At 41.5% G+C, this 13,804-nt stretch carries 11 protein-coding genes and 1 CRISPR repeat array; of the genes, 2 read left to right on the forward strand and 9 right to left on the reverse strand.

Annotation, left to right across the window (positions count from 1 at the left end):
• Nucleotides 1-7: 7 nt before the first annotated feature.
• From NWP17_RS04175 to NWP17_RS04210, 8 genes are all read right to left on the reverse strand, one after another.
• On the reverse strand, nt 8-2,770 hold the full coding sequence (locus NWP17_RS04175) for a hypothetical protein (RefSeq protein ID WP_280653658.1): 2,763 nt from the start codon (nt 2,768-2,770) through the stop codon (nt 8-10).
• The gene (locus tag NWP17_RS04180) at nt 2,718-3,095 is read right to left on the reverse strand and encodes a hypothetical protein (RefSeq protein WP_280653659.1); all 378 of its coding nucleotides are present in this window, start codon (nt 3,093-3,095) and stop codon (nt 2,718-2,720) included. The genes NWP17_RS04175 and NWP17_RS04180 overlap by 53 nt, the downstream gene beginning before the upstream one ends.
• Nucleotides 3,096-3,110: 15 nt before the next feature.
• Nucleotides 3,111-3,725, reverse strand: a complete 615-nt coding sequence (locus NWP17_RS04185; protein ID WP_280653660.1) for a hypothetical protein — start codon at nt 3,723-3,725, stop codon at nt 3,111-3,113.
• A 585-nt stretch (nt 3,726-4,310) separates the two neighbouring features.
• On the reverse strand, nt 4,311-5,102 hold the full coding sequence (locus tag NWP17_RS04190) for a YdcF family protein (RefSeq protein WP_280653661.1): 792 nt from the start codon (nt 5,100-5,102) through the stop codon (nt 4,311-4,313).
• 49 nt (nt 5,103-5,151) lie between these two features.
• Entirely contained in the window at nt 5,152-5,658 is a 507-nt protein-coding gene (locus NWP17_RS04195) for a hypothetical protein (protein WP_280653662.1), read from the reverse strand.
• A gap of 13 nt (nt 5,659-5,671) precedes the next feature.
• Entirely contained in the window at nt 5,672-7,216 is a 1,545-nt protein-coding gene (locus NWP17_RS04200) for a bifunctional aminoglycoside phosphotransferase/ATP-binding protein (protein WP_280653663.1), read from the reverse strand.
• A 320-nt stretch (nt 7,217-7,536) separates the two neighbouring features.
• Nucleotides 7,537-7,967: a CRISPR direct-repeat array (repeat unit 36 nt; unit sequence TTTCCATCCCCTTGCGGGGGAAAGGTAGTCATGGAC).
• A 473-nt stretch (nt 7,968-8,440) separates the two neighbouring features.
• The gene (gene rplY / locus NWP17_RS04205) at nt 8,441-8,740 is read right to left on the reverse strand and encodes a 50S ribosomal protein L25 (protein ID WP_280653664.1); all 300 of its coding nucleotides are present in this window, start codon (nt 8,738-8,740) and stop codon (nt 8,441-8,443) included.
• Between the two features lie 82 nt (nt 8,741-8,822).
• The gene (locus NWP17_RS04210; protein ID WP_280653665.1) at nt 8,823-10,166 is read right to left on the reverse strand and encodes an adenylosuccinate synthase; all 1,344 of its coding nucleotides are present in this window, start codon (nt 10,164-10,166) and stop codon (nt 8,823-8,825) included.
• A gap of 309 nt (nt 10,167-10,475) precedes the next feature.
• On the opposite strand from NWP17_RS04210, the gene NWP17_RS04215 reads away from it, so the two are divergent.
• On the forward strand, nt 10,476-11,519 hold the full coding sequence (locus NWP17_RS04215) for an adenosine deaminase (protein WP_280653692.1): 1,044 nt from the start codon (nt 10,476-10,478) through the stop codon (nt 11,517-11,519).
• Nucleotides 11,520-11,613: 94 nt separating this feature from the next.
• Here the strand turns inward: NWP17_RS04215 and NWP17_RS04220 are convergent, their stop codons facing one another.
• On the reverse strand, nt 11,614-11,952 hold the full coding sequence (locus tag NWP17_RS04220; RefSeq protein ID WP_280653666.1) for a rhodanese-like domain-containing protein: 339 nt from the start codon (nt 11,950-11,952) through the stop codon (nt 11,614-11,616).
• A gap of 150 nt (nt 11,953-12,102) precedes the next feature.
• Between NWP17_RS04220 and mutL the strand changes: the two genes are divergently transcribed.
• Nucleotides 12,103-13,743 carry a DNA mismatch repair endonuclease MutL gene (gene mutL / locus NWP17_RS04225; RefSeq protein ID WP_280653667.1) on the forward strand — a complete coding sequence of 547 codons (1,641 nt, stop codon included), beginning with the start codon at nt 12,103-12,105 and terminating at the stop codon, nt 13,741-13,743.
• Nucleotides 13,744-13,804: the final 61 nt, after the last annotated feature.

The following is a 13,804-nucleotide window of genomic DNA, read 5'->3' on the forward strand; positions in this document are numbered from 1 at the left end:
ACTTATATCAACTTCCCCGCAATGAAGCTACTAACTGCCTAGCAAATACAGAAATAGCCTCATATTTATCGTTGTGTTCTAGCATGATTTTTTGGCGTGCGGTTTGCTCATAAGGGTTGTTAGCTACTACTGCTAACTGCTCAAACCCTGGATAGTAGCGACAGAAAGTATAAATACCGTTATCATCTAATAGCCATTGGCTGTAAATCCCCTCCTTGCGAGGAAAAAAGCTTTCTGTAGCATTACGGGTAATAATATCCCTGGGATATTTTAAAATATTCACAAAACTATCTACTGCCACTGGTTGAATCCTACCAATTAATCTAGTGGACAAATTTTGTAAAATTTTCGATGCGGCTTTAGATTTGGCAATGGTATCTGGGTCTTGTGCTGAGAGAATTACTCTAATTCCAGCCTTTGCACCATTGGCGCAAATTCTCCCAACTAAATCTGATATTTGATCAAATTCAAATAAAATTGGGGCTTCATCAATAAAAAAGATAGAAGCCGGACTACTTAAAGCACGTCGCAAAGCCGCTGAATAAGCACTTAAGGAAAGTACCGCTGCATCCTCGTGATCTGAAAGATTCCGCAAGGCAAAAACTAAAAGTTGGGTATCCGTGGGAAAACTAGAAGGTGCGGAAATGGCTTGTCCCACCCGACTAGAAAGCCAAAACCGTAAGCGGAGTTGAATTTGGCTAAGTGCATCATCTACTCTGCCACTCACAGAATCTAATTCTAGGTGTTCTGGTGAACAGAACAAGATAAAATCTTTTAGGGTAGGGGTTTTTTGCCATGCCTGACTACCAAATCCTTCCGCCATAGCCTGTTGATATCTTTGTTGAATACCTGCATCAGCCAAGAAAGCTCTTAAAGCTAAGTTGATCAGGGAACGCACAGTTTGGGATAACAGTTGATTTTGTGTCGATGACCCTAAAACCATGGTCATTAAAGCTGATTCTAAAAACCCGGTGTAGTCCATCAGGCGATCGCGCTGTGCTTCTAAAGTGAGCGATCGCAAATCCGGCTGCTCAAATAAATTATTAGATTGTTTAGAAATATCAAAATAAGCTCCATTACCCTCCAAAAACTTGGTATAATCAGTAAAAGTTGATGAGCCATCTGGTTTAGGAAAGTCCAAAGCCACCACAGGGATTCCATGAGCTAAAGCTTGAGTTAATATCCCCGACACCAAAACCGACTTACCAGCACGAGTTGTAGCAAATAAAGCTAAATTTTTATGTTGGTTAAATAAATCCAGATGTATAGGGGTTCCCCCTTCTTCAGCAATCAACTCAAAACCCTGACTGTCTCCTGCTTTGGTTAACACCAAAGGCATTAATCCGGGAACCTCACTAGTTAAATATAACAAACGACGGTTAAAAGGTTTTACTAACAAACCTTCCCAAACAATAGGTAGAGATTGCAGCCAAATTTTCCAAGCATACTCTACTTCTCTAATTACTTGGGCTGGTCGTTGAAAACAGTTTTCAATATATCTTGTAGCTGCATCTAATTCTTCCACAGTGGGACGATAAACAAAAATAGCAACACTCGTATATATTGGTACTGCTCCCTCATACAATTGTTCCTGGGCTGCTAGGGATTTTTTTAACTTTAATTCAGCACTGACATCAATAGTTTTACTTTTCTCTTGAGCCATAATTGCCGTCATATTTGACTGTTTTAGCACACGCTGTAAAGTATTTTTAACCAGTGCTGGATTAGCAGCGGTTAACTCACAAAAAATTTCCGTATCTACCACTGCTTCTTTAGCTAATAACTCCCATAAATAACGCATTTGAGCTAATTTATTCCGCCACCCCCCTGGTTTTTCCAAAAATGTCAGCGCCCCAACATAACGATTTTTGACATAAACCCAACGGCGATCAGCATGGGGTATACTAGACCGCATCAGCAAAGTTGTACTGTGGACATTTTCTAACAGTAATTTAGTACTGGTTAAGTCTGAGTTAACCTGCTCATGCAGTCCATTTTCATCTAAACAAAGTAACTGAGGAATTTTTATAGGTGGTGTATGGTTAAATTTTCTCCAAACTTGCTTCCAGAGTTCATCAGCATTTAAAGGTTTTACATCTAATCCCATTTTGTTTGATAAAAGCTGTTCCCAACGGGAAAAACCTTCTTGATAAGCTTTAATCATCAAGGTTTCCAGTCGCTGGTTTTGCATTTCTGCCAGTTCCCCCTTAAAATTTAACCACCATAATTCAGCTTTATTTAAAAATTTTTCAATCCAATCATTTGTATATTTATTATTCGGCTCAATGGTGTAAGTAACATAAATTCTGAGAAATTTAGGCTTACGAATACCAGTTTTAGTCAGTTCTTGCACCCTCGCTCTTTCTGCGGTTAACAAATATTTTATATCTCGTGCTGTTGTTAGTTTGACTAAATCTGCTAGTTCTGCTTGTCGTTTTTCATCCGAACTAAAAGAACCCATATTTATAGTCATTTTTTCCCCTTGGGGTATATCTTTTAATCCAGATTCCAGATTATTAAAAATTGTCTCTATTTGTTCATTACGTAAGGTAGTATGAATCCCTCCACACTCAAAACCGAAAACAAAACAAAATCTATCTTTACCAAATCTATCTGTTGGGGATTCTTTATGCAAAATATAAGCGCCGATATCGCGACCATCTAGAGAAATGCGGAACATTGTTGCTAAATGTAAAGCGTCCTCAAATGGTGTTAATCTAGTTTCTTGTCCGGCGATGGTTACGCTTTGTTTTCCAATTTTTTGCTTCATAGTTAACTTCTAACCAACTGTGATAACGAGCAAAGCCTATTGTCCAAGTAGGAACTCCAACGAATTTACTTAAAAAGCGCCAACTCCTACCACCAGTTAAGATCCACCAAGTCCCTATTCCCCAACCTGCAATTAATACCGTCCATAACCATTTTTGGAAATCATCTCTAAAACTCCCCCCAAAAACTCCATTAACCACAAAATAAGCAGCTAAAACAATCACCATCCAAGGAAAAATTTGGTCAGCAGGAATGGGACCTAATGATGGTTGTGATCCTAGAATTTGATTGACTGGGCGAAATTCTTGCTCTCTGATTTCCGACATAATCAAACAAATTCCTCACTTACTAACATCACCAATGACAAACCCAGTTAACACATCAGCAACAGTCACAGCCACAACCACTAATAAAGGAACTCTAGCGATACTTTGCCAATCTTCATCTTTACGTACTGCATTAATTACACCAATGAGAGAAACTGCAATATAAAGTAAATAAATTGCCCTTAACACATTGAATATTAAGCTGATTGCTGGTTGACTATTGGTGTTGTTTCCTGAACCTTGGGATAGAGTATTTTGTAAAAAATCCTCAGCTTTGCCAAAAAATTGTGCATATGCAGGTGCAGCAAAATAGTCTAACCAAAAGAAACAAAGGACGACAGATCCTATCAAGATTTGTAATAGTATAAGCCATGGTTTTGATAAATGCACTTGCTGTTTCACTTGCTGGATGACCATTACCATCAAACTACCTCCTAGCAAACCAGGAAACAGGAGGGGATGTTTTAAGCCAACTACGCTTAAAAACACCACAAAAGCTATCAAAAGTGGTAAGGATGAAATTATGCCAAAATGCCATGATTGCCAAATCCTGATCAGTTTGTTAGATATTCTGGTTGTATTGGCAGTTAAACTTTTTGTGAGTGTGGTCACTGTGGATTTTATAGACATTTGCCTTTCCTATTGTGTCTAACAAATATCAGTTGTCTTCATGCTTAAAATTTTGACTATTTCAACTCAGCTAGAATTCATACCCAAGTAAAAAATTTTTGTCCCCAAAATATAATATGAGTTTAAATTATTACATGATATTAAGATTGTGTTAATTGATTATTAAGATTTAATGAAATACAGCATATTGCGGGTTATTGAGGTACATCTGTAGGGGAACCACATACCCGCGGGATTTGTTGCACAGAGTTAAACTACCTGTGCTGTTAGGGCATTTTCAGGAGTATTAAGACATAATTACCGCATTTATGTCTAAAGATTGTTTCGGAGATGGTTGATTTTTTCCCATCAGTCATCAACAATAAAGATAACCTCTAACAAGTTGTCGTCCATCTTGTTAAGAACCTAACCTTATCCAATTTTCCAAGTCCGCTTTGGCGGACTTTATTTATTGGGAAACCTCCAAGAGGATCTGTGGGTCTAGCTGCTATTTTCAACAGGGCTACAGCGGTTCCTCAGTTAAACAATCAACGTGATTTCTCAGATTGAGGGGCTGTAATTCTCGGTTTGACTAATTTTTAGATATTACAACCAACCGCGCAAGCCATAGATAAAACTGCCAATGTATTCCTTGACAGCGCTAGTAAATTGCTGTAAGTTATTAACCTCTGGTAATAAGTTCAAAATAGCTGACTTTGGTGTGCTGCTCAATTCTTGCAGTTCCGCCCCACTAACAAGAAAATCTGTAGGTGTGGGAATAGCATCTACACCTTGACGCTGAAAAATTTTCACCGATCGCGGCATATGTAAAGCTGATGTCACCAGTAATATTTTATTAATACCACGAGAAACTAAGATTTTCTTGACATTTACAGCATTCTCATAAGTATTTAAAGAATTTGGTTCTTGAATAATCGCTTCAGAGGGGATACCAATAGATATCAGCACATTGGCCATATCAGCCGACTCTGGAGAACCACTACCACGCCAATCAATACGTCCTCCACTGAGGATGATCCTAGGAGCCTTTTTCTGGCGATATAATTGGGCTGCATATATAACCCGATCGCCTGCTTCACTCAAATCCACAGTAGACCGGGGCTGATTAGCGGATTTAGTAGCACCACCCAACACCACAATTGCTTCTGCATTTGGTATTGGATTAACCGGGAGATATTGCCACTCTAGCGATCGCACTAAAAACTTAGCCACCCAAGCATTACTGCAAACCAGCAACAAAGTTAAACCCAGAGAAATAGCGATCGCTGCTATCCGTGGTCTTTTCCATAATGTTACCAATGCCACCATCAGGCTAATACTCACCAATCCCAGCGGATAAAAAAATAGTGGCAATAACTTAGAAAGATATAAAAACATATTACAGGAAATTACAGCAAATTACAGCTAAATCAAGTACAAATGACCATTATTTGTCCCAAAACCTAAAATTAAAACTTCCAGAAGCTCGACGATAACGACGGGTGGGTTTTCTCTTCCTTTGTCGTTTAGTCATACCTTCTCTGGTACTCTTACTTGTTTCCGTCTCTGAAAATTCTAGTGGTAGCTGAGTTTGGATTGCTTCCTTACTTCCCCACCAAGCAGTAATCCAACCGCCCCCGATGGCGGCGATTCCCCCCAGTAAGATGCTTGTAGATGGAGGATACCCTAAGAATATAAACCCCACCAGAAAAAATAACCAGTATTTCAGCCCCACATCAACACCATCAGAAGAAGCTACTGTTGTCGCTTCCGGGTTATTTTTGCTGGAATTTGTGAACCAACCCAAAATAAAACCAGCAATAATACCCACAAAGATACTCAGGGGTAATGAAAACCCCCCCAGAGTCAAGATCAGAATTAAAAATCCCCCAAATACAAGTTGAGAAAAGAATTCAGGTGATATGGGGGGTAAACCTTGATTATTTGATGCCATGATGTAATAAATACTATTGATTAATAACTTGTTTTAATTGTGTTTCTGGCGGTTGAGTTGTATCCCAAATTTGTACATAAGGTTTCTCCTCTGGGGTAAACGGTTCAGCCTGCTGGAATTGTGATGTTAATAAATCAACAGTAGCATCAGCAATATCACCAGTACGTTTAGACAAACGCTCCCGTACAACCTCCAAAGGTGCTGTACAGTATATAACTTGTACAGGCAGTTGGTATTTTGACCCCTGGTCTATGACCTCCTGGCGTAGATGCTGCTTATCATATTTAGCATCTAAAATTACATTAAAACCCTGTCTAGCCAGGGTAATTCCCAAATTCAGCAAGCGGTTATAGGTTTTTTCAGTCATTTCAGGAGTGTATAAATCATCCCCTCCACGTTGCCAAACAGGGATTCCCCCCAAATGCTTGCGCACAGCATCTGAGCGAATTTGAATAGCTTGTAATTGACGGGCTAAATATTTTCCCGTGGTAGACTTTCCCGAACCCGACACACCAGACATTAAAATCAATTTTCCCAGTTGCGGTTGAGTGTAGTCCCAAGCTTGTTTGTAGTATGCAGTAGCTGTTTTTCCTGCTTCCTCCTTAGCACTATCTAAGATATTGGGGTCATCCAACAAAAAAGAAGTCACTTTTGCCCGTACATAAGCCTGACGACTTAAATACAAAGGTAGCACCTGCAACCCTTCCCAATCCCCAGTTTGCTCAACGTATGTATTCAAAAACGCATTAGCTAATTCAGGGCTTTGTCGCGCTTCTAAATCCATCACCGTAAACGCCACATCATACATCACATCAACAAAGCGAAACGGCTCATTAAATTCAATGCAGTCAAAAAGAGTAATTTTGTCATTCCAGATAGCAATATTTCTCAAGTGTAGATCACCGTGACACTCACGAATATAGTTATTTTTAACCCTGTTAACAAATAACTCCGGACGTTCTATAAAAAAACCATCTGTATATTTTTTAGTTTCCTGAAACTGTTGATGTGTCTGGGGTCCGCCAATATATTTTCCAGTTTGTTGGTAATTTTCATCAATTGCCGCCCGCACCTGGGGGACTTGTCCAAAACTGCTAATATAATCATTAGTTGTAGATTGAGCATGGTATTGAGCCACCACTTTACCCAAATCTTCTAAATGACTTTCCTTTAACTTACCTTGCTCAAATAGTGTACTAAACAGGAACTCTTGGGGAAACTGGCGCATTTTTAGAGCGTATTCTACAGCCTTTCCTGTTCCTCCTAGTTGATGTTGCCGATTTACCACCGTCACTGGTAACACTTCCAAATACATTTCAGCAGCACCGCGTTGATTCAAACGCAATTCTTCCTGACAAAAATGTTTCCGTTTCTCCAAAGTAGAAAAATCCAAAAAGCCAAAATTCACCGCTTTTTTGACTTTATAGGCGTATTCTCCCGTCAGTAGTACATAAGAAATATGAGTTTGAATTAGTTGTATTGGTTCCGTCACTTCATGGGGATAAAATCCCGGTTGTAACATCTGCTGAATTAAAACTGGAAGATTTACTTTTGTCATAAAAATTATGGTTGGCTTGAATACTTACACTGTCGTCACAGCAACAGCCATTCTAGCAAATTTATCAGCAAAATACTCAATCCATTACCTAAGCTGAGTTCAATGTCATCGCCAGCAGTACAAAAGCCATAACGATACAGTGACTAATTTTTATGTCAGTTACATCCCAGAGGGATGTGTTACAGAGAGTTTCCATCCCCTTGCTGAAAAAGTAACACAAGCATCCTGCTTGTAACCACCCTTACCATCCCCTTGCGGGGAAATGGAGGTGTTGAACAGGGTAAGACCACAGTTCAGCTGAACGCCATAAAATCCGCACATTTCCATCCCCTTGCGGGGGAAAGGTAGTCATGGACCGTGCGAAATTTTCACCGATGGCAAAGGTATTATTTAGTTTCCATCCCCTTGCGGGGGAAAGGTAGTCATGGACTTCTACAAGTTAAATGACTTAGAAGAAGACAACTGGGTTTAAGTTTCCATCCCCTTGCGGGGGAAAGGTAGTCATGGACCTATGGGGGTAGCTACATAGACACCAAATTCTATGTAAACTTCACTGAAGAAGTTTCCATCCCCTTGCGGGGGAAAGGTAGTCATGGACTGGCGGAAGTAAACTCATTCTCAAAGTTAAATGTGTTATAGTTTCCATCCCCTTGCGGGGGAAAGGTAGTCATGGACTCAAAAAAGATTACCACGCACGGACGCTTCCACTCTATCGTTTCCATCCCCTTGCGGGGGAAAGGTAGTCATGGACCCTACCCATAGGAAACTATTGATATATTTGGTTTTCAAGGTTCGGTTGCACGAGGCTACGGAATTTGAGATGTATCATCTTGCTTGCGTAGCTGTGGCTGGGTTGCTGAACTTTGGTTTTCAGCCTATGGACTTAATATAACAGGGTTTTACAAACAAGTCAAGGGTTTATTAATATCTTTACTTTTATTTACATTCTTTGGCTAGCTGTGGCTGACTGTAGCTCCATGCGACAGTTTTGAGCCTGGGTTTACATTTCTTAATATAGTTGAAATGGTGACTGGGGTTGGAGTTTGGGGGTTTTTAGGTGTTTGGTGCAGTTTACATTCTGTAATGTAGTTGGGCTGTATTTAACCCATCGCACTCACCCTGATCAATGGTTGTCAGCCGAGTTTCTTTCATAAAAAAAACCAGGGCTTTAACCCTGGTACAAATAGCGACTATGACTAAAAACTAAACTTTTACCTCTTTTGTTTAGCTTTGAGGAGAAGCAAAAAAGCTGAGATGATAGATAAAACCCTTGGCTGGGTGGGACTGAACTTCTCGCAGTACAGTTGTACCATTCCATTCTAGTTCAGGGATATTCAGTTCAATTTCAGTACGGTTAACAGCAGCTTCTTTGAGCAATCGCTCAACAGTTTTAGCATCCACCACCAGAGAAATTGACTCAGCGCCTTTGTGACCGTATAAATTAGCAGGTATCAGACCAGAACGGCGTAAAGCATTGGGCTTAATACCTTCTGGCCGGGGGTGAGATTCGAGTTTAATGGACATAGCAGTTGTTGGTTATCAGTTATCAGTATTATTGACCAGTGATCAGCACCTTTTCCCAGACACAAATAATTGCGTCCCAGAACTAAGCGCTTAATAAAGAAGCAGGAGTACCGTCAGGATGCAATAAAGCACGTTTTGGCCCGTGGATCGGGTCTTCAACGATAATTGTTTGATCGCGGCTAGCTCCTAAAGAGACAATGGCGATGGGAACTTCCATTAATTCCGCCAAGAATTTCAAGTAGTCCAGGGCTTGCGGTGGTAGGTCTTCCAGCTGACGACATTCCGTAGTTGACACTTGCCATCCCGGTAGAGTTTTATAAATAGGACGGCATTGAGCAAACTGATGAGCGCTATTAGGGAAGTTTTCGCACCGTTGGCCCTCTATTTCATAGGCCACACACACCTTAATTTCCTCTAGTTCGTCCAGAACATCCAGCTTAGTAATGGCCATACAGTCCATACCATTAATTCGCACAGCATAACGACCGATGACAGCATCAAACCAGCCACAGCGCCGCTTGCGTCCTGTAGTTGTACCAAACTCCGCACCGCGATCGCCTAACAATTGTCCCACTTTTCCATTCAATTCCGTAGGAAAAGGACCTTCACCCACTCTGGTGGTGTAGGCTTTGGACACCCCAATTACTCGGTCAATCATGGTTGGTCCAAGACCAGTACCCACACAAGCGCCGCCAGCCACGGGATTAGAAGAAGTCACATAAGGATAAGTACCATGATCTAAATCCAGCAGCGTACCTTGCGCCCCTTCAAACAAAATATTGCGCCGACGCTGAATAGAATCATATATTTTTAGTGACGTATCCACAACATAAGGGCGCAGGCGTTCCGCATAGCCCAGATATTCCTCAATTACTGCTTGAGGATTCAGGGGGGGTAGATTGTAGAGTTTTTCTAAGATTACATTTTTATAATTAATCGTCCATTCTAACTTTTCCCGTAACCCTTGTGAGTCCATCAAATCTAAAACTCTGATACCTGTACGCTCCGACTTGTCAGCATAAGTCGGACCAATACCTCTACCTGTAGTACCGATTTTATGACTTCCCCGCCGCTCTTCTGATGCTTGGTCAATCAACCGATGATAAGGCATAGTAACATGGGCCGTCTCCGAGATCAACAGCTTGGCAGTGGAAATATTTAAACTTTCCAGTTGATTCATTTCCGTGATTAAAACCTGTGGATCTATAACCGTTCCACAGCCAATAATACACTCCGTATTTGGGTACAGAATACCAGAGGGGATTAAGTGCAGCTTAAAAGTCTGTCCCTGGACTACTATAGTATGTCCAGCGTTCACTCCCCCTTGGTAACGTACCACCACATCCGCCGAGCGGCTGAGTAAATCTGTTATTTTGCCTTTTCCTTCATCGCCCCACTGGGCACCTATGACAATTACGTTAGCCAAGAGATTATATTAAAAGGTAAAGTTTTCACAAATTTCAATATATATCAGATCCCCAGAATCTTGTCAACAGTAATAAAAGATGTCCCACAGGATCAAAACATGATCCCTGTTAAAAATCAAGCCGATAGAGTCCTGCTTCACAACATCACCTCATGAGAAGAGCAATCAGAAATTGGGTAAACCAATAGTTAGATTAGATACAAACACTTAATCCAGCCATCACTCCTCAACTATCCCCCCATGGATATAGACTTTTTTATTTATGGCTTTTGTTACAATTAGTAAAATTTGTATTTACAAAATACCATTATGGCCTTATATGCAGAGTTACATAGACACTTGGGGGGTTCCGTTGTTCCCCGCGTGTTGTGGCGGTACTTTGAGCGCCATGGGGCAGATTTAATTGCTCGTTTTGCTGAATATTCACAATTTGAAGACTTTTACACCCGTCCCCGCAATAGTTTAGATGAGTATTTAGAATTGCACACCCTAGTAGAAAGTGTGCAAACAGTAGAAACCTTACCTTACTTTATCTATCGCCTACTGCGGGGGGCTTATATTTTTGAAAATTTGGCTTACTTAGAACTACGCTATACCCCCTACTTACGCACACCAGAACATCTCAGTCAAAACGCCAGAATTGACAAGATGGCGGAAATAGTTGATGTAGTAGGCAAAGGGAGTTATGTACCAGAATATCCTATTGTTACTAGCCAAATTCTGTGTATGCACTCTCGCTTACCCTATGAAGTCAATAAAGCAATTATTGACTTAGCAGCCCAGAATCAACAGTATGTTTGTGGTATTGATGTAGCAGGAGGCGATCGCTATTATCAAGAAAGACTAGAAGAATGGGTCAGTTTGTATGATTATGGGCGATCGCTAGGCATTAACACCACCGGACACCTTTATGAAACCACAGATGGTTGTTACCCCCAACTATTACCCTACCTAATGCGAATTGGTCACGGTATCCAAATTCCCCTGTTATTTCCCCAACTATTAAAAGACATAGCAAAACGGGGACAGTGTTTAGAAGTTTGTCCCACCACCTATCTCAAAACCGGCACCCTACAAGACATCCGTCAACTAAAATTAGTATTTGACCGTTGTTTTGAAGCAGGAGTAGATATCGCCATTTGTACTGACAACGCCGGGTTACATAATATGCGCCTGCCCTTTGAGTACGAAAACTTGTTAACCCATGACATCATTAACTTTAAGCAATTGCAAATTTGTCAAAATGCAGCCTTCCGCCATGCTTTCGCCTGGCCGCACCATCAACCCCCCGCTTCTCTGTTGAATAGATTACTTAAACCTGAACTACCCAAGGTTTTAACCATGACAGATTAAACACATCAGACATGGCGGGTAAGATGCCCGCCATAATAATACCAAATCAAACCCTATCAGTTTAAAATCCCCCGTGTTTGAACCGGGGGAAATGTCAACCCTGGGCTATACCTTCAGTAGCACCACCAATTGTTTTCCAAGCCGTCAAACCCCCCTTGATTTCAACAGCATCACTAAACCCAGCAGTCCGCAACATTTGGGCTGCTTCGGCTGCTTGTGCGTCATTGTCCCCATATACGTATATAGGGCGCTGTTTGTGCAGAGAGAATTTAGCCCGTTGTACCAGTTGATCTAAAGGAATTTGCATAGCTCCAGTGATGCGACTGTAATTGTAAGTGTGGCGATCGCGCACATCTATAATTGTAAACCCTGGTTGTCCCCATTCCAAACGAGACTTGAGATCATGAACCTCAGCAATTAAATCACTACTCATAAACTTTTCTCGCGGATAACCTCACCAGAAATCTATCAAAAATATGCAGACAACTTGACTTTCTTTACAATTAATCAAAAATTATCGCCAAAAGTCAATAAAAATGCCAGTTCTAGTTCAGTGGTGATCTAATGTCATAAACTATAACTTATGACATCTATTATTCAATCTCTACCCACAGAAGTTGTATATCTAATTACGGCTGGAGAAGTAATCGACTCTCTAGCTTCCGTAGTGCGGGAATTAGTAGAAAATTCCCTAGACGCAGGAGCAACACGCATAGTAATTTCCCTTTGGCCAAACCAGTGGCGCGTTCGCGTCGCTGACAATGGCCATGGAATGAACCAAGACGATTTGCAACAAGCCGCCCTCCCCCACAGCACCAGCAAAATTCACTCCAGTGAAGACTTATGGAAAATTAATAGTTTAGGGTTTCGCGGTGAAGCCTTGCACAGTTTAACCACCTTAGCAGATTTAGAAATTTTCAGCCGTCCAGCCACAGCAAATGTTGGCTGGAGAGTTGTCTATGGTGATGGTGGACACCCCATAGAAATAGAACCAACAGCCATCGCCCCCGGTACTGTAGTCACAGTTTCTAACCTCTTTGGTAACTGTACCGTCCGCCGTCAGGGTTTACCCACCACCCCCCAACAAATGAGAAGCGTGCAAATCGCCATCCAACAAATCGCCCTTTGTCATCCCCAGATTACATGGCAAGTTTGGCAAAATGACCGAACTTGGTTCACCATTTCCCCAGCAGCCACCACCGGACAACTACTACCGCAAATTCTCCCCCAACTGCGCCCAGGAGACCTACAAGAACTCAAACTACAAACAATCAGTCTAGTAGTGGGACTACCTGACAGATGTCATCGTCGCCGACCAGACTGGGTAAGAGTAGCCATTAATGGACGCATGGTCAAATCACCAGAACTAGAGCAAACCATATTATCAGCATTTAACAGAACATTACCACGCGATCGCTATCCCATATGCTTATTACACCTAACCATCTCCCCAGAACAAATTAACTGGAATCGTAACCCCGCCAAAAACGAAATTTATCTCCATGAAATTACATATTGGCAAGAACAAATTACCCAAGCCATCAATCAAGCCCTCCGCATCAGCGCTTCCCATCTTCCCGAAACCCTGCAAACCACCAGAGTTAGTCAACTACTCAAAGCCGCAGAAGCCAAAAGCGGTTACAACGTCAAACCCCAAAACCCCCACCCAGAAAATACCACTCACCACCCCCTCAAAGCCATCGCCCAACTGAGTAATACTTATATCGTAGTAGAACATCCAGGCGGTATGTGGTTAGTAGAACAACATATTGCCCACGAGCGAGTTTTGTATGAGCAAATATGCCAAAACTGGCAACTCCTACCCATTCAACCCGCCATTATACTTGAGCAATTATCACCCGCCCAAGTATCACAACTACAAACCATAGGCTTAGATATAGAACCCTTTGGCGAACAAATTTGGGCAGTGCGTAGCATACCAGCACCCCTGCAACACCGACAAGACATTACAGACGCAATTTTAGAACTTAGTCGTGGGGGTGACTTACAAACAGCCCAAGTAGCAGTAGCTTGTCGCACAGCCATTCGTAATGGTACACCCATGACCATAACAGAAATGCAGACCCTCCTAGACCAATGGCAAAGCACTCGCCACCCCCGCACCTGTCCCCACGGTCGCCCCATTTATTTATCCTTAGATGAACCAGCCCTAGCCCGATTTTTCCGGCGTAATTGGGTAATTGGTAAAAGTCACGGTATTTGATCCCATGTTACCTTGATTACTGATAGTTACTGTCAAAAAATACAACTTATATAATAAATAC

This window comes from Chrysosporum bergii ANA360D (assembly GCF_029891735.1).
In the GTDB taxonomy this organism is placed as follows: Bacteria; Cyanobacteriota; Cyanobacteriia; order Cyanobacteriales; family Nostocaceae; genus Umezakia; species Umezakia bergii.